This is a genomic window from Methylobacterium sp. 13MFTsu3.1M2, assembly GCF_900112625.1.
Classification (GTDB): Bacteria; Pseudomonadota; Alphaproteobacteria; order Rhizobiales; family Beijerinckiaceae; genus Methylobacterium.
The window spans coordinates 85,834-105,169 of sequence record NZ_FOMM01000006.1; the positions used below are offsets into that span (position 1 = coordinate 85,834).

The following is a 19,336-nucleotide window of genomic DNA, read 5'->3' on the forward strand; positions in this document are numbered from 1 at the left end:
GACGGCCATCATGGGTCCCCGCCGCAAGGATCCCGCGCGGTTCCCGGTTCCCCGGGCCGGAAACCGCATCGGCCATCGCATTGCCCGCCGCGCCGCCGCCCTGATGGCGGGCCTGCTGGCCGGCCTCCTCCTGCCCGCCGCCGCGCAGGCGCAGATCAAGGTCCGCAAGGCCGACTGCTTCTTCGCGGCCGACGGCAGGACCGTCATCGACGGGGTCTGCGAGTTCCTGACCGACGCGCGCAGCTACGGCGTGGGCGGGTTCCGCCTCGCCACCTATACCAACGGCTACCTGCGCGACGGCGTGGTCGTGTCGGTGACGGCGCCCGGCCAGGGCACGGCGACCTGGAACCGGGAGCCCGGCGGCAAGCCCGAGGACGGCCCCGCCGACGGCGTCACCGCGGAGGGCGCCTGCTGGACCGGGTCCCGGAGCCGGATCTGCGCCTGGAAGGTCGGCGAGGGCCGCCCCGGCTTCGGCGGCGCCCCCGCGGCGGCGCCCGAGGCCGGCGCTCCGCGGGCCGCCGACTGCTACCTCGAGGTCGCAGGCGATGTCCGCCTCGACGGGGCCTGCCAGTTCCGGTCGGAGACCGGGCAGACCGGTGCCCGCGGCTTCGAGATCCGCTCCTACGCCGCGGGCAAGCTCGACGTCGTGGCGCAGCTCGTCCGCGACCCGCAGAACCCGCTGAAGGCCACGGCCTTCTGGAACGGGTCGTCCGGGGGCCTGCGCGCCGCCGAGGCCCTCGGCGCCCTGTCGCCGAGCGGCCCCTGCTGGGACAATGACGGCGCCCGTCTCTGCGTCTGGCAGCCCGGCCAGCCCCGCGGCGGCTGGGACCGGCGGGCCGAGGCCCGGGCTCCGGCCCCGCCCGAGACGCCGCCGTCGCCGCCACCGGCACAGGCGCCGGCACAAGCGCCGTCACAGGCGCCGCCTCCGCCGCGCGACGGCGCGGAGGGGCGCGATCCGCCGCCGGGCACCTTCCTGAAGCTGTCCTTCAAGGGCCGCTGCGAGTCCCTGATGATGGACGGGGAGGACCTCACCGCGACCTGCGCCCCGGAGGCGGTGAACACCTCCGTCGTCGGCAGCCCGAAGGCCGGGTTCATCTTCGGCACCACCGACGGCAAGGCCATGGCGTTCATGGCCTCGACCAAGGGCTTCGTCGAGGGCGGCACCCTGCACCAGCCCGTCGACGAGCTGATGTACGCCGAGCGCGACCAGTCCACCTTCAAGGTCAAGGGCACCTGCGAGATGCCCAACCCGATGGGCGGCCCGGTGGTCATCACCTGCAACGCCCAGTCGGCGAACAGCACCTACGCGGTCCGGTTCCGCACCGACGGCGGCAAGCCGGTCCTGACGCGCGGCGACGCGAAGTGAGGCTCTCGCCGCGGACCGGAACCGCCCGGCCCGCGAACTTGAGGAGGATCCCATGGCACGACGCGTTACGACGGGAGGGGCCGGCGGCACCGGGATCCTCGTCGGCCTCCTGGGGCTCTGCCTCGCGGGACCGGCGCTCGCGGGATCCACGAGCGTGACCGCGCGGCCAGGGGAGCGGGTCCGCCTCGACGGCTACGCCACCCACGAGACCCGACCGGGCTGCCCGTCCGTTCCGGCGGCCGCGATCGAGCTGGTCACGACCCCGCGCGGCGGCCGCATCGAGCAGCGGCGCGAGTTCCTGGTCCTCGGCCAGAACATCGACGGCACCCCGTCGCGGGACGGCTGCCAGGACGTCGAGCGGGACGCGCGGACGCTCTACTACACGGCCCGGCCCGACTTCGCCGGCCACGACACGGTGTCGGTGATCGTCACGTTCGTCACCGGCGAGGAGGCCACCTACACCTACAGGATCACGGTGCCCGAGGGCGAGGGCCGGCGGGCGCCGGCAGTGTCCCAGGCACCCGCCCCCCGCGACGCGGGCCTCGCGCGGCCGGCCCCGGCGGCGCGCGCCGCTCCCGCCGAGCGGGCGACTCCGGCCGCGACTCCGGCTGCGACTCCGGCTCCGGCGCCCCGGGAGGCCAGCACCGGCGACTTCCTGCGCGACGCGGTCCGGGGCGCGGTCCCGGCCACCCGGCCGGCGCCGGCCGCGCCGCCCCCGAAGGCCGCCGAGGCCGCGGCGCCCGTGTCCGGCACGCCCGCGCCGCCGCCGCCGCAGCAGCTGGCACCGCCGCGCCCGCCCGCCGCGCCGCAGCTCTGACGCAGCTCCGACACAGCTCCGACGCGGCGCGGACGGCCGGACCGGCCGCCCGCACCCCCACCGCCAAGCCGAGGACGAGTCCCGTGCATCAGCGCCTCCCGAACGCCCCCCGATCCGCGGCACCGAACCGACCGCGTCGGCGCGCCGGCGCCGGCGTCCTCGCCCCCGGATCGGCGCTCTGCCTGCCGCTCTGCATTTCGCTCTGCCTCGCCCTGCCGGCCCGGGCGGAGGTGGAGAACAAGACCGCGCGCGCCGGCCAGCGGATCTTCCTCCAGGGCTTCACCTACTACTTCGCCACGCAGGGATGCCGCTCGCGCGCGGCCACGATCGAGCTCGTCAGGCCGCCGCGCGGCGGGCGCATCGAGCAGCGGCGCGAGTTCCGGATCCTCAGCGGCAAGGTCGACGAGACCGGGGCGCAGATCCGGCAGCCGGACGGCTGCGAGGACGCCAAGAAGGATTCGATGTCGCTCTACTACACGGCGCGGCCCGACTTCTCCGGACTCGACACCCTGTCGATCGACGTCACCTTCGGGGATGGGTCCACGGTGCCGTACACGTTCCGGATCACCGTGCCGCCGGGCGAGCCCCGCCGGGCCCCGGCGGTGTCGCAGGCGACCGTCCCGCGCGCGGGCGACGCTAGGCAGGCCGCGCCGGCGGCCCGGGCCATGCCGGCTCCGGCGCCCCGGGAGGCCGGCACCAGCACCGGCGACTTCCTGCGCGACACGGTCCGCGGCTCGGTCGCGGCCCCGCGGCCGGCACCGGTCGCGGAGCCTCCGAAGTCCGAGGCGGCCGCGGCGGACGCGCCGCCTCGGACCGAGCCTCCGCCGCCACGCGCGATGGCGCCGGCGCCGCGCCCCCGGCCAGCGGCCACGCCGCAGCTCTGAGACCCTGCGGGGCCGGCCGGTGCAGGCCGACCTTCCGCACCCGTACGAATCCACGCCTGCCAGGGCCCCCGCTGCACAGGTCCGGCAAGTCACCAGCAGAGTCACCAGCAGAGCGAAGTGAGAGGCACCCCATGGGATCGATGCGGAACGCGTTCGTCTACGCGGCCATCCTGTCGACGCTCGCGCTCCCGGCGGCCGCGGCGGAGACGTGCCGCGACCATTACCGGAGCGAGGGGACGCCGATGCTCCAGGCCATCACCTACAAGACGTGGATGATCTTCCCCTCGGTCAGCCCCAGGGCCGCGTTCGACCGGGTGACGCGGGCGGTCCTGGCCGAGGGGTTCGTGGGCGTGCACGTGGAGAAGGCGCTCGGCACCCTGACGGCCCAACAGGAGACATCCGGTTCGGGGCGACCGCAGACGCTGCGGGTCGTCGTGCGCAAGGCCGGGGCGGGCAGCCGGGTCGACGCCCTGTTCATGGTGCAGGCCGGCCAGATCGGTCAGGACGTCGACCAGAACCTGTGCCGCATCGTCGATGCCGCGGCGCAGTAGGCCCCCGATGTCGACCGGCTCCAGGCACGCGGCCCAGAGGCGAGGTTCCGATGCGCAGTCCGGTGCGAGCTTCGGGGCGATGCTCAGTGCGGGGCCGGCCGTGACGCGTCTCCCGGCGGCCACCCTCGCCGCAACCCTCGCCGCGACCCTCGCCGCAACCCTCCTGGCGCCGTCATCGGCCCGCGCGATCGACTGCCGGAAGGCGGCCAGCCCGCTCAAGCGCATGATCTGCGCCGACCCGGCGCTCCGGAAGGCGGACGCCGCGCTGGGTGCGGCCTATTCCGGCCTCCTGCACAGCACGGACGACGCCGAGATCCGCGCGATGCTGATCGCCAGCCAGAAGCGCTGGGTGGCGGCCCGGGACACGTGGCTCGGCGACCTGGACGCGACCGACGCGCGCGCCGTCGTGCTGGAGGCGATCCGGGCACGGACCGAGGACCTGTCCGGCCGCTCGAAGAGCGATCCGGCCCGACCGCACTGGATCGCGGCGGCGCTGCGGCAGCGGGCCTTCGCGGCGCGGTTCACCGGCGGCCCCTTCGCGGGGTTCGACGCGGCGTGCGACTTCCTCCCCATCGGGCGGGACCGGGTCTACGGGTGCTTCGGCAGCCGGCGCTACCAGAACGGCGACCGGGTCTGCACGCTGTCCGACGACTGGGCGAGCGGCCACACCTCCGAGACGCGCACGGTCGCGCGGGTCGTCGACGGCGCCGCGCGCACGGTCGCGACCTGCACGATCGGCGGGGGCGACGACGCGGAATGCCCGGGTCCCGACAACGCCGACGGCCGCTGGGCACGGCCTGCCGCCCCGGCCGCCGCCGGCGCGGCAGCGGCACCCGCGGGCCCTCGGCCCGTCCTCGACGTCGAGCTGGCCCCGGACGCCGATGCCGAGACCTGGCTCTCGGCCTGCCTGACCGACCCCGCCTATCCGCCGCCCGACCCGGTTCCGGCGGCCCGGTCGGCCCCGGGACCGACCCCGCCCGCGCCTGCGGGCGCCCCGAGCAGCCGGTGACGATGGGACCGCACGCCCCCGCGCCTGATCCGGCCCCTGCGCCGGCCCGGGGCCGCCGGCACGCTCTCGGTGACTACGACGGGCGACGGCGAACTGCCCGAGGTCCACGAATACGGAGTCGCGTGCCGATGAGACGGATCCTGCGGGCGCTGCCGCTGATCGCCGTGACGGGCTTGGCCGCGACCGCCGCGGTCGCGGCCCCCATTCCCCCCTGCGCAGCCGACGCCGAGCGGCAGGCCCTCAAGCTGCTGCGCTTCCACAGCGACGGCGACGCGCGGGCCACGGTCGATCCCGCGTCCGTCCGGTCCGTCGGCACCGTCGCGTCCCTGGTCGGGACGCGGCGCTTCCAGGTGATCGAGGTGGAGGGCAGCATCTACAAGGGCGCGTATCGGATCCGGCTGATCTACGCGCCGATGCCCGGGAGCTGCGTGCTGATGGGGCAGGAGATCCTCGAGCGCTCCGATCCCTACTGAGCACCGGCCCGCGGCCGGCCCTCCGGCCGCCCCGCGGGCGCTGTCCTCAGCGCACGCCGAGGCAGCCGGTCCCGGGCGCCGGCAGGACCAGCCAGGCACCGCCCGCGTAGAGGCGCCGGACCGCGCCCGGCGCGGCGGGCCGGAGCACCAGGTACGCGCGGCCGGACGAGACCAGGGCCCCGTCGTCGGCGGCCGCCAGGGCGGCGGGGTTCCCGAGCGCCACCACGGTCTCCGGCTGGACCGCGAGGGCGGTCAGCGCGGTCACGCCGAGCCCCCCGGCGAGCGCCGCCGCGACGGCGCCGACCGGCAGGCCGCGCCGCGGGCGCCGATCAGTAATCGTAGGCATGCTCGAACCGGCCCCCCGCGGCCTCCACGGCGCGGATCTGCGCGACGAGCTGCTCCACCGCGGTGTCGTAGCCGACGCGCTGCCAGCCCGGCTCGGACTGGATCGGCATCGCGAACAGCGGCTCGGCCCCGGCGAGGGTGACCGTCCGGCCCGGCGGCAGGAGGACGGTGGTGAGGATCCGGTGGTTGCCGGCGATCTCCAGGACGGTCCGGCCCCGCGCGCCGAGGCCCCGGACGATCTCCGTGAAGGCCCGGTAGCGCGGCGTCTCCATCAGGGCGGCCGGGCCGCCGTCGCCAGCCGGGACGGGGCCGAGGAGGGTGATGCGCGGGTCGGCGGCCGCGTCGCCGGCATCGAGCCCCGCCACGACGCTGCGGATCGTCAGGCCGGCCGGGTCCATCCCGGCGAGCCACGCGATCCCCTGGGCGTAGGCCCATTTCACCCCGTATTGCAGCGTGAGCGCGCCGCGCCGCTCGACCGCCCGCAGGGACGGCGTGAACGGGACCTCGTGCCAGAGCCGGGACAGCTCCGCGTCGAACGGGTAGCGGTACCAGGGGGTCTGGCGCAGGAACGCGGCGTAATCCGCGAGCAGCCGGGCGTTGAACCGGTCCTCGTCGGTCGGTTCGGGCCCCCGCCACCGCGCGGTCAGCGCCCCGAGGGTGCGCTCGTAGGCGCCCTGGATCAGCATCTCGGCCGTGAAGCTCAGGCCGATCACGTAGTTGGTGACTTTCTGGCCCGCGGTGACGTCGCCGGTGCGCCCGGCCGCCCGGGTCGCTCCGCACAGGCTCGTCCAGAAGCCCGTCGTCGCCGCCCAGTAGTCGAAGGCCGATTCCGAGGCGGAACGCGTCACCCCGGCGAGGTCCGCGTAGGCGTGGACGATGTCCCATTCGGGGAAGGTGAGGTAGCTGTCGCCGGCCGCGCGCTTGTAGCCCTCGGGGGCGATCCCGAAGCGCGAGCCGCCCGCCGAACGCCCCGGCCCGGCGGGATCGGGCCTGACCGTGCAGCCCCCCTCGATCGCCGCGACGGGCAGGGCGCAGGCGAGGGCCAGAACGGCGAGGCCGGCGACCGCCCAGCGGACGACCCGTCGCCGGCGGCGGGGGGGCCGGGGGCTCACGCGGCGACCCCGGCCGCGGTCCGGGCGCGCCACGGCCACCAGCCTAGCACGACGCCGGCGAGGCCGAGGCTCAGGTGCGGGCCGTTGGACAGGAGCGGGCTGTCCTGGAAGCCCTTCAGGAACAGCGACAGGTCGAGGAAGCTCGACCCGGTGAGCACGCCGACGACGCCGTCGAGGAGGTAGATCGCCCCGAAGGCCCGCAGGAAGGTCACGGCGGCGGAGCGCGACCACAGGCCGGCGGCGAGCGCCCACAGGCCGGAGGCGAGGTGGAGCGCGTCCTTGTAGACGTCGAGCCGGAACAGGCCGAAGACGCGGCCCTCCGCGTCCCGGAAGGCCGGGACGTAGTCGGTGGCGGCGGCGAACAGCAGGATGGCCGCGAAGGCGAGGGCGGCCACCTGCGGGGGCGTGGGTCTCATGGGCGTCTCCTGAGTCGGCACGCGCGGCCCGCGCGAGGCGGATCCGTGCCGGGGCGCGGTCAGGCCATGTAGGTCGACCACAGGGCGTTCCGGAACAGCAGCCCCGGATCGTAGCGGCGCTTGGCGGCCACGAAGGCGTCGAGCCTGGGATAGGCCCGGGCCATCTGGTCGCGCCGGGCGTGCAGGCGGTAGGGCAGGTAATAGGCCCCGCCGATCGCCACGACGCGCTCGATCAGGGCCTCGGTCATGCGCATCATCGCGGCCTCGTCGCCGGGGGTGAGGCCCTGCGAGAACGACATCACCGCGCCGATCCGCGGGCCCGGCGCGTAGGCCAGCGCCGAGTCCGGGTCCGCCGCCACGTAGCGCAGGGTGACGTTGAGGCAGTCGCAGCCCGAGCGCGGGATGGTCTCGCGGCAGGCGGCGAGGAACGCGTCGAAGCGCTCGGGCGGGACGAAGTACTCGTGCAGGATGTCGGTGCGGCTGCGGTCGCGCGAGGCGAGGTTGGCCACCGGCTCGTTCATCAGGCTGTTGCGGGTGGCGAGGCCGGGATCGAGCGTCGGGTTGAGCCGGGTCTCGGCGATCCAGCGGGCGCGCTTGCCGAACTCGCTGCCGACCTGGGCGCGGTAGATCTCCCGCGAGACCGCCGAGAACGCCCCCTGGGCGGCCGCCGCGGGCAGCACCTGCGGCGGGTGCTCGGCCTCCGCGTAGGTGACGAGGATCGCCTCGTCGAAGAAGCCGGCCTGCGCGACCGAGAGCCGGCCGTAGGCCATCCGCAGGCGCGCGTCGCGCGCCACCGCCGCCGCGAAGGCCGGCGCGAAATCCGCGGCCGGCATCACCGCGAAGGTCGGCGTGAGGAGGCGGTTCGGCACCATCTCGACCACAAGGTCGACCACGATCCCGAACAGGCCGTATCCGCCCATCGCCAGCCCGAACAGCTCGGCGTTCTCCTCGCGGGAGCAGGTCACGAGGCTGCCGTCGGCCAGGACGAGGCGGAGGGCGCGGACGGTGGAGCCGAACGGGCCGTGCGGCGCGGGCCAGCCGTGGGCGTTGACGCAGAAGGTCGAGCCGACCCCGAAATCGCTGTTCGACTGCATGACCGTCGGCGAGTAGCCGATCCGGTCGAGCTGCCGGATGACCTGCGACCAGCGCGCGCCGGCCCCGACCCGGTAGAGGCCGGCGGCTGTGTCGGGCTCAATTGGGCCGCCCTCCAGGGTCACGGCCGTCCCGTCGCGGGCGAGGCTCTGGGCGCCCATGGAATGGCGGGCGACGCCGACGGCGACCGGCCGGCCGGCGGCGGCGGCATCCCGGATCTCGGCGCGCACGGCCTCGATCAGGGCATCGGTCGACCCCGTCGGGAGCAGGGCGTGGCGCGTCACCGGGGTCGGGTTGAGGCCGCTCGCGTCGTTGAGGATGATCCGCGGCGCGGCCCGGGCCGCCCGCGGCAGCAGCGCGGCCGCCGCCGCGGCGCCGCCGCCCGCGAGGATCCCGCGCCTGCTCGGTCCTGTCCCGGCCATGCCCACCCTCGATTCGCGCCGGCGGGGCGACCGGCTCGCCCCGCCGGCCAACCCTGCGACGGGTTCGGATCCGGCGGCGTGAGATCACGCACGGAGCGCGGTGCGCCGCCGGCCGGGACGGTGCCACGCCGCCCCCGGCGCGGTCGAGCGTCCGCGCTCCGGCCGTCGGCGCCGCGCGCCGATCCGTCCTCAACCGCGATTCCTCGACGGGTCGCGGATCGCGACGTTGACAGGCGTCCGGGGCCACGGCACGGCGGCGGAGGACCCGCTTGGCCGGAGCCCACGATCGCCGAGGAGGGAGATCCGCCATGCCGTCAGGCGCTTCGAACCGGACGGCAGGGGAGGCCCCGCGGCCGGAGCGGGAGCCGGTCCTGCTGCAGGATCCGCACGCCGTCCGCGAGCCGCGCGAGAACAACCTCGAGCGCGCGATCGGCCACGCGGTGCGCGAGCGCCGGAAGCGGCTCGGCATCACCTCGGCGGACCTCGCCGCGACGACCGGCCTGTCGCCCGGCATGCTGTCGAAGATCGAGAACGGCAACATCTCGCCGTCCCTGACGACGCTGCAGCTGCTCGCCCAGGCGCTCGGCATGCCGATCACCGGCTTCTTCCGCGGCTACGAGGAGGTCCGCAACGCGGTCTTCGTCAAGGCCGGGGAGGGGATCGAGCTGGAGCGGCGCGGCACGCGGGCCGGGCACCAGTACAACCTGCTCGGGCACATCCACGAGAACACCAGCGGCGTGACGGTCGAGCCGTATCTGATCACGCTCACGACCGATTCGGACGTATTCCCGACCTTCCAGCACCCCGGCCTGGAGTTCCTCTACATGCTGGAGGGCGAAGTGCTGTACCGGCACGGGGACCGGCACTTCCACATGCAGCCCGGCGACAGCCTGTTCTTCGACGCCGATGCCCCGCACGGGCCGGCGGAGCTGCTCGTGCTGCCGGCCCGCTACCTCTCGGTGATCGCGTATCCACAGTCGGGCCGCACAGGCTGACGGGCCGCGTTGTTCTCAGGAAGAAATCTTATTTCTTGAGGGTTGATTTCCGCCGCGCAGGCCGCCTATGCTCCGGGCGAACCCGCGACGGAGGTGGTGCCATGTGCGGCATCGTCGGATTGTTCCTGAAGGACCCCGCCCTGGAGCCGCAGCTCGGCGCGCTGCTCGCCGACATGCTCGTCACCATGACGGATCGGGGGCCGGACTCGGCCGGCCTCGCGATCTACCGGCCGCCGGCCCTCGGCCTGTCGAAGATCACCGTGCAGTCGGCACGCCCGGAGGCGGATTTTCCCGCCCTGGAGCAGCGCCTCGCGGAGGCCTCCGGCGGCTCGGCGCGGGCGGCGGTGAAGAGCTCGCACGCGGTCATCACCGTGGCGTCCGACCGCCTCGCCGCGACGCGCGACGCCCTGAAGGGCCTCGCGCCCGATCTGCGCGTGATGGGCGCGGGCGAGAGCGTGGAGATCTACAAGGAGGTCGGCCTGCCGAAGGACGTGGTGGCGCGCTTCGGCATCGCCGGAATGTCGGGCACCCACGGCATCGGCCACACCCGGATGGCGACGGAATCGGCCGTGACCACGATGGGCGCGCACCCGTTCTCGACGGGCGCCGACCAGTGCCTCGTGCATAACGGCTCGCTGTCGAACCACAACAACCTGCGCCGGAGCCTCGCCCGGGACGGTATGGCCTTCGAGACGGAGAACGATTCCGAGGTCGCGGCGGCCTATCTCACCACCGCCATGGCGCGGGGCCGGGACCTCGGCGCGGCGCTCGCGGGGGCGCTCACGGATCTCGACGGGTTCTTCACCTTCGTGGTCGGCACCAAGTCCGGCTTCGGGGTGCTGCGCGACCCGATCGCCTGCAAGCCGGCGATCATGGCCGAGACCGAGCGCTACGTCGCCTTCGGCTCGGAATACCGAGCGCTCGTCGGCCTGCCGGGGATCGAATCCGCCCGCGTCTGGGAGCCCGAGCCGGCGACCGTCTACTTCTGGGATCAGCGGCGGGCCGCCTGAGCCGCCCCCGCAGCCTTCTCGTCACGGATCTCGTCACGGATCTCGCCCATGCCCGTCTTCGATCTGGCGGCGACGCCCCTGCGCGCCCTGAACCAAGCCCTCCACGGCGTCGCTCCGGGCGCCAACGACACCGAATTCGAGGTGCTGAACCCGCGGGGCCAGCACGCGGTGGCGGTCGGGATCGACGGGCCCGTCACCGTCACGGTGCGGGGCTCGGTCGGCTACTACTGCGCCGGCATGAACGACGGCGGCACCGTCACGGTGCAGGGCTCGGCGGGCCCCGGCGTCGCCGAGAACATGATGTCCGGCACCGTCGTGATCGAGGGCGACGCCTCGCAATATGCCGGCGCCACCGGGCGCGGCGGCCTCCTCGTCATCAAGGGCAACGCGGCCTCGCGCTGCGGCATCTCCATGAAGGGCATCGACATCGTCGTGCACGGCTCGATCGGCCACATGTCGGCCTTCATGGGCCAGTCCGGATCCCTCGTGGTCCTGGGCGATGCCGGCGAGGCGCTGGGCGACTCGCTCTACGAGGCGAAGCTGTTCGTCCGCGGCAGTGTGAAGAGCCTCGGGGCCGACTGCATCGAGAAGCCGATGCGCCCCGAGCACCGCGCGCACCTCGCGGCCCTGCTGGACCGCGCCGGGGTCGCGGACGTCCGGCCGGAAGAGTTCCGGCGCTACGGCTCGGCCCGCAAACTCTACAGCTTCAACATCGACAACGCCGACGCCTACTGAGAGCGCGCCGCCGGAGTGGATACCGGTTCGGCGCGAGCGAGCGCGTCGAATCAAGGACTTAAAGCCGCTCCCGATCGGGAGCGGCTCAAGCGGGAGACCGGGCATGACCTACCAGAACCCGCCGATGCCGCCGCGCAAGTCGGCGACCTTCGACGACCACACCCTGGCGGAGATCCGCCGGGCGGCGGCCACCGGCATCTACGACATCCGCGGCGGCGGCACGAAGCGCAAGCTCCCGCATCTCGACGACCTGCTGTTCCTCGGCGCCTCGATGTCCCGCTATCCCCTGGAGGGCTACCGGGAGACCTGCGGGACCGGCGTCACCCTCGGCACGCGATTTGCCAAGAAACCGATCGCGTTGAAGATCCCGATCACCATCGCCGGCATGAGCTTCGGATCCCTGTCCGCTAACGCCAAGGAGGCGCTCGGCCGCGGCGCGAGCCTGGCCGGCACCTCCACCACCACCGGCGACGGCGGCATGACCGACGAGGAGCGCGGCCATTCCGACATCCTCGTCTACCAGTACCTGCCCTCCCGCTACGGCATGAACCCGCGCGACCTCCGGCGCGCCGACGCCATCGAGGTGGTGGTCGGCCAGGGCGCGAAGCCCGGTGGCGGCGGCATGCTGCTCGGCCAGAAGATCTCCGACCGGGTCGCCGCGATGCGCGACCTGCCCAAGGGCATCGACCAGCGCTCCGCCTGCCGCCATCCGGACTGGACCGGCCCCGACGACCTCGAGATCAAGATCGGCGAACTGCGCGAGATCACCGACTGGGAGAAGCCGATCTACGTGAAGGTCGGCGGCGCCCGGCCTTATTACGACACCGCGCTCGCCGCGAAGGCCGGCGCCGACGTCGTCGTCCTCGACGGCATGCAGGGCGGCACGGCGGCGACCCAGGACGTGTTCATCGAGCATGTCGGCCAGCCGACGCTGGCCTGCATCCGGCCCGCCGTGCAGGCGCTGCAGGATCTCGGCCTGCACCGGGAGGTGCAGCTCGTGATCTCGGGCGGCATCCGCTCGGGCGCGGACGTCGCCAAGGCGATCGCGCTGGGGGCCGACGCGGTCTCGATCGGCACCGCGGCGCTCGTCGCCATCGGCGACAACGACCCGGCCTACGAGGAGGAGTACCGCAAGCTCGGCACCACCTCGGGCGCCTACGACGACTGGCACGAGGGCCGCGACCCCGCGGGCATCACCACGCAGGACCCCGAGCTGGCGGCCCGCCTCGACCCGGTCCGCGCCGGCCGGAAGCTCGCCAACTACCTGAAGGTCATGACCCTGGAGGCGCAGACGATCGCCCGCGCCTGCGGCCACAACCACCTGCACAATCTGGAGCCCGAGGATCTCGTGGCGCTGACGCTCGAGGCCGCCGCCATGGCCCGCGTGCCGCTGGCCGGGACCGACTGGTACCCGGGCAAAGCGGGCTTCTAGGGCCCTTCAAACCCCGCCGGTCGCGCCGGAACGGGGCGCGGCCGGCCCCCACCCGATCCGCGCTCAGGGGGCTGCCGTGACGACCGACCTTTCCGCCTACGCCGCCGAGCACGGCGTGAAGTACTTCATGATCTCCTACACGGACCTGTTCGGCTGCCAGCGCGCCAAGCTGGTGCCCGCGCAGGCGATCGGCGCCATGCAGCGCGACGGCGCGGGCTTCGCGGGCTTCGCCACCTGGCTCGACCTCACGCCGGCCCATCCCGACCTGTTCGCGATGCCGGACGCCGCCTCGGTGATCCGCCTGCCCTGGAAGCCGGACGTCGCCTGGGTGGCGGCCGACTGCACCATGGCGGACGCGCCGGTCGACCAGGCGCCCCGGGTGGTGCTGAAGCAGCTGGTGGCGCGGGCCGCCGCCGAGGGTCTGCGGGTCAAGACCGGCGTCGAGGCCGAGTTCTTCCTGCTGAGCGCGGACGGATCGGCGATCTCGGATCACCACGATCGGGCGGAGAAGTCCTGCTACGACCAGCAGGCGCTGATGCGCCGCTACGACGTGATCGCCGAGATCTGCGACCACATGCTGGCTCTGGGCTGGAAGCCCTACCAGAACGACCACGAGGACGCGAACGGCCAGTTCGAGATGAACTGGGAGTACGACGACGCGCTGGCCACCGCCGACAAGCACGCCTTCTTCAAGTTCATGGTCCGCTCGGTCGCCGAGCGGCACGGCCTGCGGGCGACCTTCATGCCGAAGCCGTTCCCGGGGCTGACCGGCAACGGCTGCCACTGCCACGTCTCGGTGTGGAACAATGCCGGCACCGTGAACGCCTTCGCGGATCCCGAGATGCCGTTCGGCCTCTCGACCCGGGGCCGGCACTTCCTCGGCGGGATCATGCGGCACGCGCCCGCGCTCGCCGCGATCACCAACCCGACGGTCAATTCCTACAAGCGCATCAACGCGCCCCGCACGATCTCGGGCGCGACCTGGGCGCCGAACGCCGTGACCTGGACCGGCAACAACCGAACCCACATGGTGCGCGTGCCCGGGCCGGGCCGGTTCGAGCTGCGCCTGCCCGACGGGGCGGCCAATCCGTACCTGCTCCAGGCGGCGATCCTGGCGGCGGGCCTGGACGGCCTGGCGTCGGCGGCCGATCCCGGGCCGCACAGCGACGTCGACATGTACCGCGACGGCCACGCCGTCACCGGCGCGCCGCGCCTGCCGCTCAACCTGCTGGACGCCCTGCGCGCCTTCGAGGCCGACGAGGCCCTGCGGGACAATCTGGGCGGCGCGTTCTCCGTCGCCTACCTCAAGTTGAAGCAGAATGAGTGGGACAGCTACTGCGCCCATTTCACCGCCTGGGAGCGCGAGACCACGCTCGATGTCTGAGCCGGTGCTGCCGGTGACGCGCCGAACGGCGGACCGGCTCTTGCAAGGCCCAGTTCAATCCTGGCCACGGGGAGCGGGACGCGGACCGACATGCGTGTGATCCATCGTATCCTGGGCAGCCGGCAGGACGCCGAGATGGCGCATCGCCTGCACCACCTCGCGCATCGCGGCGCGGTGGACGTGCTCGTCGTGTCGAGCACCGACGTCGCCCGGCGGCGGATCCGCGCGACCACTCAGTCCGGCGAGGAGATCGCCCTCGCCCTGCCGCGGGACGAGCCGCTCTTCGACGGGGCCGTGCTGGCGCTGGACGCGGACCGCGCCCTCGTCGCCCGGGTCGGCTCCGAGCGCTGGCTCCGCCTCGTCCCGGACAGCCAGGCCGCCGCCCTCGAGCTCGGCTACCACGCCGGCAACCTCCACTGGCGGGTCCGCTTCGCCGACGGCGCCCTCCTGGTGGCGATGGACGGACCGGCCGACGCGTACCTCGTCCGCCTCGGCGCCCTCGTCACCGACCGGCAGGTGACCCACACCATCCTCGACGAGGCGGCGCCGTGCTGAGCCGGCTCCTGTCCCTCCAGCAGGCCGACGCCGCCTTCCCGAGCGGGAGCTTCGCCTTCTCCAACGGGATCGAGGGACTCGTCGCGGGCGACCCGGCCTTCGACACGGGGAGCCTGACGCGGACGCTCACGGCTCTCGTGCGCTTCCGGTGGGCGGAGAGCGACCGCGTCGCCCTGATCCTCGCCCACCGCGCCGGCCCCGATCCGGCCCGGCTCGGCCGCATCGACGCCGCCGTGGAGGCGGCCACCCTCGTCGAGGCGATGCGCACCGGCAGCCGGCGCAACGGCGCCTCCCTGCTGACCACCCACGCGCGGCTCGCGACGCCCGGTGCCGGGGACATCCGCGCCGCGATCCGGTCCGGGCTCATGCTGGGGCACCTCGCCACCGTGCAGGGCGCCCTGTGGCGGGGGCTGGGCCTGTCGGAAGCGGAGGCGGCGGCCGTCGCCGGCTACCAGCTCGTCTCCGGCCTGGTCTCGGCCACGGTCCGGCTCGGTCAGGTGGGCGCCATCCAGGGCCAGCAGGCCCTCCAGACGGTGCTGCCGCTCGTTGCGGAGATCGCCGAGCGGCCCGTGACCGAGGACCCCGACGGCGCGATCGTCCTCACGGGCTTCACGCCGCTGATCGAGGTCGCCGCGATGCGGCACGCGCGCGCCGACCTGCGCCTGTTCGCCAACTAGGGAGCGGGTGATGTTGCTCACGCCCACCGAGCTGGAACGGCTCACGATCTTCACCGCGGCCGAGCTCGCCCGCAAGCGCCGGGCCCGCGGCCTCAAGCTCAACTACCCGGAGGCGGTGGCGCTCATCACCGACGAGATCCTAGAGGGCGCGCGCGACGGGCGCAGCGTCGCCGACCTCATCGGCTGGGGCTCCACGATCCTGTCGACCGAGGACGTGATGCCGGGCATCGCCGCCATGCTGCCGATCCTGCAGGTCGAGGGCGTCTTCCCGGACGGCACCAAGCTCGTCACGGTCCACGAGCCGGTCCGCGCCCGGGCGGGCGCCCCCGCCGACACCCTGGAGCCCGGCGCGATCCTGCCGGCCGACGGCGCGATCGAGCTCGCCGCGGGCCGCCCGCGGGTCACCCTCGACGTCGTCAACACCGGCGACCGCCCGGTCCAGATCGGCTCGCACTACCACTTCTTCGAGGTGAACCGGGCGCTCGATTTCGACCGGGCGGCGGCCCTGGGCTACCGCCTCGACATCCCGGCCGGGACGGCGATCCGCTTCGAGCCGGGCCAGCGCAAGACCGTGACGCTGGTCGGCTTCGGCGGCGCCCGGGAGCTGACCGGGCTCAACGACCTGACGCAGGGGACCCTGCCCGACGACGCGGCGCGGGCGGCGGCCCTCGCCCGCGCCAAGGCCCGCGGCTTCAAGGGCGCCTAGGGAGAGTGCCATGGTGACGATCCCGCGCCGCGACTACGCCGCCCTCTACGGGCCGACCACCGGGGACGGAGTGCGGCTCGCCGACACCTCCCTGGTGGCGGTCGTCGAGCACGACCACGCCGTCTACGGGGACGAGTGCCTGCACGGCGGCGGCAAGACCCTGCGCGACGGGATCGGGATGGCGCCCGGGGTGACCGCCGCGCAGGGCGCGCTCGACTTCCTCCTCTGCAACGTCGTGGTGATCGACCCCGTCCTCGGCATCCAGAAGGGCGATCTCGGCATCAAGGACGGGCGGATCGTGGCGCTCGGCAAGGCCGGCAACCCGGCGATCATGGACGGCGTCGACCCGCGCCTGATCGTGTCGGCCGGGACGACGGTGCGCGACTGCGAGGGCCTGATCGCGACGCCCGGGGCCATCGACGTGCACGTGCACTTCGATTCCGCCGGCCTGCCGGACCACGCGATCGCCTCCGGCGTCACGACCCTGCTCGGCGGCTCGCTCGGGCCGATCACCGTCGGCATCGATTCCGGCGGCCCGTTCAACACCGGCCGCATGCTCCAGGCCGCCGAGGCCTGGCCGGTGAATTTCGGCTTCCTCGGGCGCGGCAACACCCACCGGCCGGCCGCCCTGAAGGAGCAGCTGGAGACCGGCGTCCTCGGCCTCAAGATCCACGAGGACTGGGGCGCGATGCCGGCGGCGATCGACGCCTGCCTGGGCTTCGCCGACGCCTACGACTTCCAGGTCCAGCTCCACACCGACACGCTGAACGAGTCGGGCTTCGTAGAGGACACGCTGGCGGCGATCGGCGGCCGCACCATCCACATGTACCACACGGAGGGGGCCGGGGGCGGCCACGCGCCGGACATCATCCGGGTCGCCGGGCTGCCGCACTGCCTGCCCTCGTCAACGAACCCGACCAACCCCTACACGGTCAACACCTTCGACGAGCACCTCGACATGACGATGGTGTGCCACCACCTCAACCCGGCTCTGCCGGAGGACGTGGCCTTCGCGGAGAGCCGCATCCGCGCCCAGACCATCGCGGCCGAGGACGTGCTCCACGACATCGGGGCGATCGCGATGCTCGGCTCCGACAGCCAGGGCATGGGCCGGATCCACGAGGTCGTCTGCCGGACCTGGCAGCTCGCCTCGAAGATGAAGGACCAGCGCGGCCCGCTCCCCGAGGAGAGGCCGGGCTTCGGCGACAATGCCCGGATCAGGCGCTACATCGCCAAGTACACGATCAACGCCGCGCGCACCTTCGGCATCCAGGAGCATGTCGGCTCGCTGGAGCCCGGCAAGATGGCCGACATCGTGGTCTGGCGGCCGGCCTTCTTCGGGATCAAGCCGGAGCTCGTGATCAAGGGCGGCTTCATCGCCTGGGGCGCGATGGGCGATTCCGCCGCCTCGCTGATGACCTGCGAGCCGGTGCTGATGCGCCCGCAATGGGGCGCCTTCGGGCGCGCCAAGCAGGCGCTCTCGGCCTGCTTCGTCCATCCCCTGGCGATCGAGGCCGATCTCGGCGGCCGGCTCGGCCTGCGCAAGGCGCTCCTGCCCGCCCGCGGGACCCGCACGCTGACGAAGGCCGACATGCTCTGGAACGACGCCTGCCCGGAGATCCGCGTCGACCCGCAGACCTTCGACGTCTTCGTCGACGGCGTGCTCGCCACCTGCGAGCCGGCCCGGACCCTGCCGCTCGCCCAGCGCTACATGCTGCGCTGAGCGCCGCCGAACCCCGCCACCCCTCTCACGGCCCCGCTCCCCATGACCGACGTGACTCCCGCGAACGCCGCCCGGATCGGGATCGGCGGCCCGGTCGGATCCGGCAAGACCGCGCTGATCGAGCGGCTGATCCCCGTGCTGCGGGCGCGGGGCGTCGATCTCGCGGTGATCACGAACGATCTCGTCACCAAGGAGGACGCCGAGCGGCTGCGCCGCTCCGGGCTGATCGATCCGCGCCGCGTCGAGGCTGTGGAGGCCGGGGCCTGCCCGCACACGGTGATCCGGGAGGACCCGACCCTCAACATCGCCGCGGGCGACGCGCTGGAGGCGCGCTTCCCGGGCCTGCAGCTGCTCGTCTTCGAATCCGGCGGCGACAACCTCGCCTCGACCTTCTCCCTCGACCTCGTGGACTGGTGGATCTTCGTGATCGACGTGGCCGGCGGCGACGACATCCCGCGCAAGCGCGGCCCGGGCGTGCTGCGCTGCGACCTCCTCGTGATCAACAAGATCGACCTCGCGCCGCATGTCGGCGTCGACCTCGACGGGATGCTCGCGGAGGCCGCGCGGGTCCGAAGCGGCAGGCCGGTCCTCGCCACGAACGCGCGCGCGGGCCTCGGCATCGACGCGGTGGCGGATGCCATCGGCCGGGCCGTCCTGTTCGCGCCCTAGCCGTGCCCGACGACGTCCAGACCGGCCGCCGCGCGACGGCCCGCCTCGGCTTCGTGCGCGGCGGCGGGACCAGCGTGCTCGCCGACCAGCACGTGCCGTACCCGTTCCACATCACGAGGCCGTTCCGCCTGTATCCGCAGCGGCCGGAGCTGATCACGCTGTACCTGCAATCGGCTTCCGGCGGCCTCTACCGCGGCGACCGTCTCGGCCTCGACATCGCGATGGGTCCGGGCTCGGCGGCGCACGTCACCACCCAGGCCGCCACGGTCGTCCATCGCAGCGCCGACCAGCCGGCCCGCCAGGACACGCGGATCCGCGTCGGCGCCGATGCCTTCCTCCACTGCGTGCCCGATCCCCTGATCCTGTTCCCCGGCGCCGCCCTCTCGGCCTCGACCCGGGTCACGCTCGAGCCCGGGGCCCGTGCCGTCGTCTCCGAGAGCATTGCGTGTCACGACCCGGAGGGCCGCGGCAGGCCGTTCGAGCACGTCGAGCTCGCCCTCGGCATCGAGACGGCGGCGGGGGCCGTCCTGGTCCGCGAGCGGGCGCGCATCGCCGGCGCCGAATTCCGCGATCCGGCCTCGCCGCTCGGCCCGTGGCGGGCCTACGGCGCCCTCGTCATCCTCGGTCCGGCCCCGTGCCTGCCGGATCCCGGGGACGTCCAGGCCGCGGCCGACCGCACCGGCTGCCGGGCCGGGCTCAGCCCGCTGCCGAACGCGGCCGGGCTCGGCCTCCGGCTCCTCGCGCCCGACGGCGGCACCCTGGCGGCGGGGCTGGAGGCGGCCGCCGGTCGCGCCTTCGCGGCGCTGACCGGGCTCGCCCCGGCCCGCCGCCGCAAATAGGAAGCCGGCGCCCGGGAGCGCCGCCGCCGATATGGGCAGGCTGCCGATGTTTTCATCTTGCGAAATTTTTTTTCTTTTGAAGAAATGTACCGAAGGAGACGATCCCGTGCGTGACGGCTGATCC

The 19,336-nt window shown here is 73.8% G+C and carries 21 protein-coding genes; 17 read left to right on the forward strand and 4 right to left on the reverse strand.

Going from position 1 to position 19,336, the window contains the following annotated elements; all coding sequences use genetic code 11:
• Positions 1–10 precede the first annotated feature (10 nt).
• The 6 genes from BM314_RS06245 (at position 11) to BM314_RS06270 (ending at position 5,100) form a co-directional block, all read left to right on the forward strand.
• On the forward strand, positions 11–1,366 hold the full coding sequence (locus BM314_RS06245) for a hypothetical protein (RefSeq protein WP_091977453.1): 1,356 nt from the start codon (positions 11–13) through the stop codon (positions 1,364–1,366).
• 52 nt (positions 1,367–1,418) lie between these two features.
• Entirely contained in the window at positions 1,419–2,183 is a 765-nt protein-coding gene (locus tag BM314_RS06250) for a hypothetical protein (RefSeq protein ID WP_091977455.1), read from the forward strand.
• An 83-nt stretch (positions 2,184–2,266) separates the two neighbouring features.
• Complete coding sequence (locus BM314_RS06255) at positions 2,267–3,067, forward strand: hypothetical protein (protein WP_091977456.1); 801 nt, start codon at positions 2,267–2,269, stop codon at positions 3,065–3,067.
• A gap of 131 nt (positions 3,068–3,198) precedes the next feature.
• The gene (locus tag BM314_RS06260) at positions 3,199–3,618 is read left to right on the forward strand and encodes a hypothetical protein (protein ID WP_091977458.1); all 420 of its coding nucleotides are present in this window, start codon (positions 3,199–3,201) and stop codon (positions 3,616–3,618) included.
• 100 nt (positions 3,619–3,718) lie between these two features.
• A complete protein-coding gene (locus BM314_RS06265) occupies positions 3,719–4,627 on the forward strand; it encodes a lysozyme inhibitor LprI family protein (protein WP_244539854.1) in 909 nt (302 codons plus the stop codon).
• Between the two features lie 128 nt (positions 4,628–4,755).
• Positions 4,756–5,100, forward strand: a complete 345-nt coding sequence (locus BM314_RS06270) for a hypothetical protein (RefSeq protein WP_020095162.1) — start codon at positions 4,756–4,758, stop codon at positions 5,098–5,100.
• A gap of 46 nt (positions 5,101–5,146) precedes the next feature.
• On the opposite strand, the gene BM314_RS06275 is transcribed toward BM314_RS06270, so the two are convergent.
• Genes BM314_RS06275 through BM314_RS06290 form a run of 4 tightly spaced genes read right to left on the reverse strand, consistent with a single transcriptional unit; the run spans position 5,147 to position 8,487 of the window.
• Complete coding sequence (locus BM314_RS06275; protein ID WP_056530802.1) at positions 5,147–5,446, reverse strand: hypothetical protein; 300 nt, start codon at positions 5,444–5,446, stop codon at positions 5,147–5,149.
• Complete coding sequence (locus tag BM314_RS06280; RefSeq protein ID WP_244539855.1) at positions 5,430–6,557, reverse strand: hypothetical protein; 1,128 nt, start codon at positions 6,555–6,557, stop codon at positions 5,430–5,432. Before BM314_RS06280 ends, BM314_RS06275 begins: the two co-directional genes overlap by 17 nt.
• Positions 6,554–6,973, reverse strand: a complete 420-nt coding sequence (locus tag BM314_RS06285; RefSeq protein ID WP_026605246.1) for a DUF4383 domain-containing protein — start codon at positions 6,971–6,973, stop codon at positions 6,554–6,556. Before BM314_RS06285 ends, BM314_RS06280 begins: the two co-directional genes overlap by 4 nt.
• Positions 6,974–7,032: 59 nt before the next feature.
• On the reverse strand, positions 7,033–8,487 hold the full coding sequence (locus BM314_RS06290; RefSeq protein WP_091977463.1) for an FAD-binding oxidoreductase: 1,455 nt from the start codon (positions 8,485–8,487) through the stop codon (positions 7,033–7,035).
• Between the two features lie 308 nt (positions 8,488–8,795).
• Here BM314_RS06290 and BM314_RS06295 point away from each other — a divergent pair, with 308 nt between their 5' ends.
• The 11 genes from BM314_RS06295 (at position 8,796) to BM314_RS06345 (ending at position 19,212) form a co-directional block, all read left to right on the forward strand.
• Entirely contained in the window at positions 8,796–9,482 is a 687-nt protein-coding gene (locus BM314_RS06295) for a helix-turn-helix domain-containing protein (protein ID WP_020095167.1), read from the forward strand.
• Positions 9,483–9,583: 101 nt separating this feature from the next.
• Positions 9,584–10,492 (forward strand): class II glutamine amidotransferase, encoded by a 909-nt coding sequence (locus tag BM314_RS06300; protein ID WP_091977465.1) that lies wholly within the window; start codon positions 9,584–9,586, stop codon positions 10,490–10,492.
• A 48-nt stretch (positions 10,493–10,540) separates the two neighbouring features.
• Positions 10,541–11,227, forward strand: a complete 687-nt coding sequence (locus BM314_RS06305; RefSeq protein ID WP_091977467.1) for a GltB/FmdC/FwdC-like GXGXG domain-containing protein — start codon at positions 10,541–10,543, stop codon at positions 11,225–11,227.
• Between the two features lie 103 nt (positions 11,228–11,330).
• Positions 11,331–12,659, forward strand: coding sequence for an FMN-binding glutamate synthase family protein (locus BM314_RS06310; RefSeq protein ID WP_091977468.1), 1,329 nt, complete (start codon positions 11,331–11,333; stop codon positions 12,657–12,659).
• A 76-nt stretch (positions 12,660–12,735) separates the two neighbouring features.
• Positions 12,736–14,043: a type III glutamate--ammonia ligase gene (gene glnT / locus BM314_RS06315; RefSeq protein WP_091977469.1), complete on the forward strand. Its 1,308-nt coding sequence runs from the start codon at positions 12,736–12,738 to the stop codon at positions 14,041–14,043.
• A gap of 90 nt (positions 14,044–14,133) precedes the next feature.
• Positions 14,134–14,598, forward strand: coding sequence for an urease accessory protein UreE (gene ureE / locus BM314_RS06320; protein ID WP_056530822.1), 465 nt, complete (start codon positions 14,134–14,136; stop codon positions 14,596–14,598).
• Entirely contained in the window at positions 14,592–15,275 is a 684-nt protein-coding gene (locus tag BM314_RS06325) for an urease accessory protein UreF (RefSeq protein WP_056530826.1), read from the forward strand. Before ureE ends, BM314_RS06325 begins: the two co-directional genes overlap by 7 nt.
• Before the next feature lie 10 nt (positions 15,276–15,285).
• A complete protein-coding gene (locus BM314_RS06330; protein ID WP_091977471.1) occupies positions 15,286–15,981 on the forward strand; it encodes an urease subunit gamma in 696 nt (231 codons plus the stop codon).
• Between the two features lie 10 nt (positions 15,982–15,991).
• The gene (gene ureC / locus BM314_RS06335) at positions 15,992–17,704 is read left to right on the forward strand and encodes an urease subunit alpha (protein WP_020095175.1); all 1,713 of its coding nucleotides are present in this window, start codon (positions 15,992–15,994) and stop codon (positions 17,702–17,704) included.
• A 42-nt stretch (positions 17,705–17,746) separates the two neighbouring features.
• Positions 17,747–18,373 (forward strand): urease accessory protein UreG, encoded by a 627-nt coding sequence (ureG, locus tag BM314_RS06340; RefSeq protein ID WP_091977473.1) that lies wholly within the window; start codon positions 17,747–17,749, stop codon positions 18,371–18,373.
• 2 nt (positions 18,374–18,375) lie between these two features.
• Positions 18,376–19,212 (forward strand): urease accessory protein UreD, encoded by an 837-nt coding sequence (locus BM314_RS06345; protein ID WP_042675556.1) that lies wholly within the window; start codon positions 18,376–18,378, stop codon positions 19,210–19,212.
• Positions 19,213–19,336 lie beyond the last annotated feature (124 nt).

Bases quoted from the DNA above. Each gene is read 5' to 3' on its own strand.
- BM314_RS06295 (WP_020095167.1), top strand. From the start codon at position 8,796: ATGCCGTCAGGCGCTTCGAACCGGACGGCAGGGGAGGCCCCGCGGCCG.
- BM314_RS06260 (WP_091977458.1), top strand. From the start codon at position 3,199: ATGGGATCGATGCGGAACGCGTTCGTCTACGCGGCCATCCTGTCGACG.
- BM314_RS06250 (WP_091977455.1), top strand. From the start codon at position 1,419: ATGGCACGACGCGTTACGACGGGAGGGGCCGGCGGCACCGGGATCCTC.
- ureE (WP_056530822.1), top strand. From the start codon at position 14,134: ATGCGTGTGATCCATCGTATCCTGGGCAGCCGGCAGGACGCCGAGATG.
- BM314_RS06330 (WP_091977471.1), top strand. From the start codon at position 15,286: ATGTTGCTCACGCCCACCGAGCTGGAACGGCTCACGATCTTCACCGCG.
- BM314_RS06310 (WP_091977468.1), top strand. From the start codon at position 11,331: ATGACCTACCAGAACCCGCCGATGCCGCCGCGCAAGTCGGCGACCTTC.
- BM314_RS06305 (WP_091977467.1), top strand. From the start codon at position 10,541: ATGCCCGTCTTCGATCTGGCGGCGACGCCCCTGCGCGCCCTGAACCAA.
- BM314_RS06300 (WP_091977465.1), top strand. From the start codon at position 9,584: ATGTGCGGCATCGTCGGATTGTTCCTGAAGGACCCCGCCCTGGAGCCG.
- BM314_RS06285 (WP_026605246.1), bottom strand. From the start codon at position 6,973: ATGAGACCCACGCCCCCGCAGGTGGCCGCCCTCGCCTTCGCGGCCATC.
- BM314_RS06275 (WP_056530802.1), bottom strand. From the start codon at position 5,446: ATGCCTACGATTACTGATCGGCGCCCGCGGCGCGGCCTGCCGGTCGGC.
- ureC (WP_020095175.1), top strand. From the start codon at position 15,992: ATGGTGACGATCCCGCGCCGCGACTACGCCGCCCTCTACGGGCCGACC.
- BM314_RS06245 (WP_091977453.1), top strand. From the start codon at position 11: ATGGGTCCCCGCCGCAAGGATCCCGCGCGGTTCCCGGTTCCCCGGGCC.
- BM314_RS06270 (WP_020095162.1), top strand. From the start codon at position 4,756: ATGAGACGGATCCTGCGGGCGCTGCCGCTGATCGCCGTGACGGGCTTG.
- ureG (WP_091977473.1), top strand. From the start codon at position 17,747: ATGACCGACGTGACTCCCGCGAACGCCGCCCGGATCGGGATCGGCGGC.
- BM314_RS06290 (WP_091977463.1), bottom strand. From the start codon at position 8,487: ATGGCCGGGACAGGACCGAGCAGGCGCGGGATCCTCGCGGGCGGCGGC.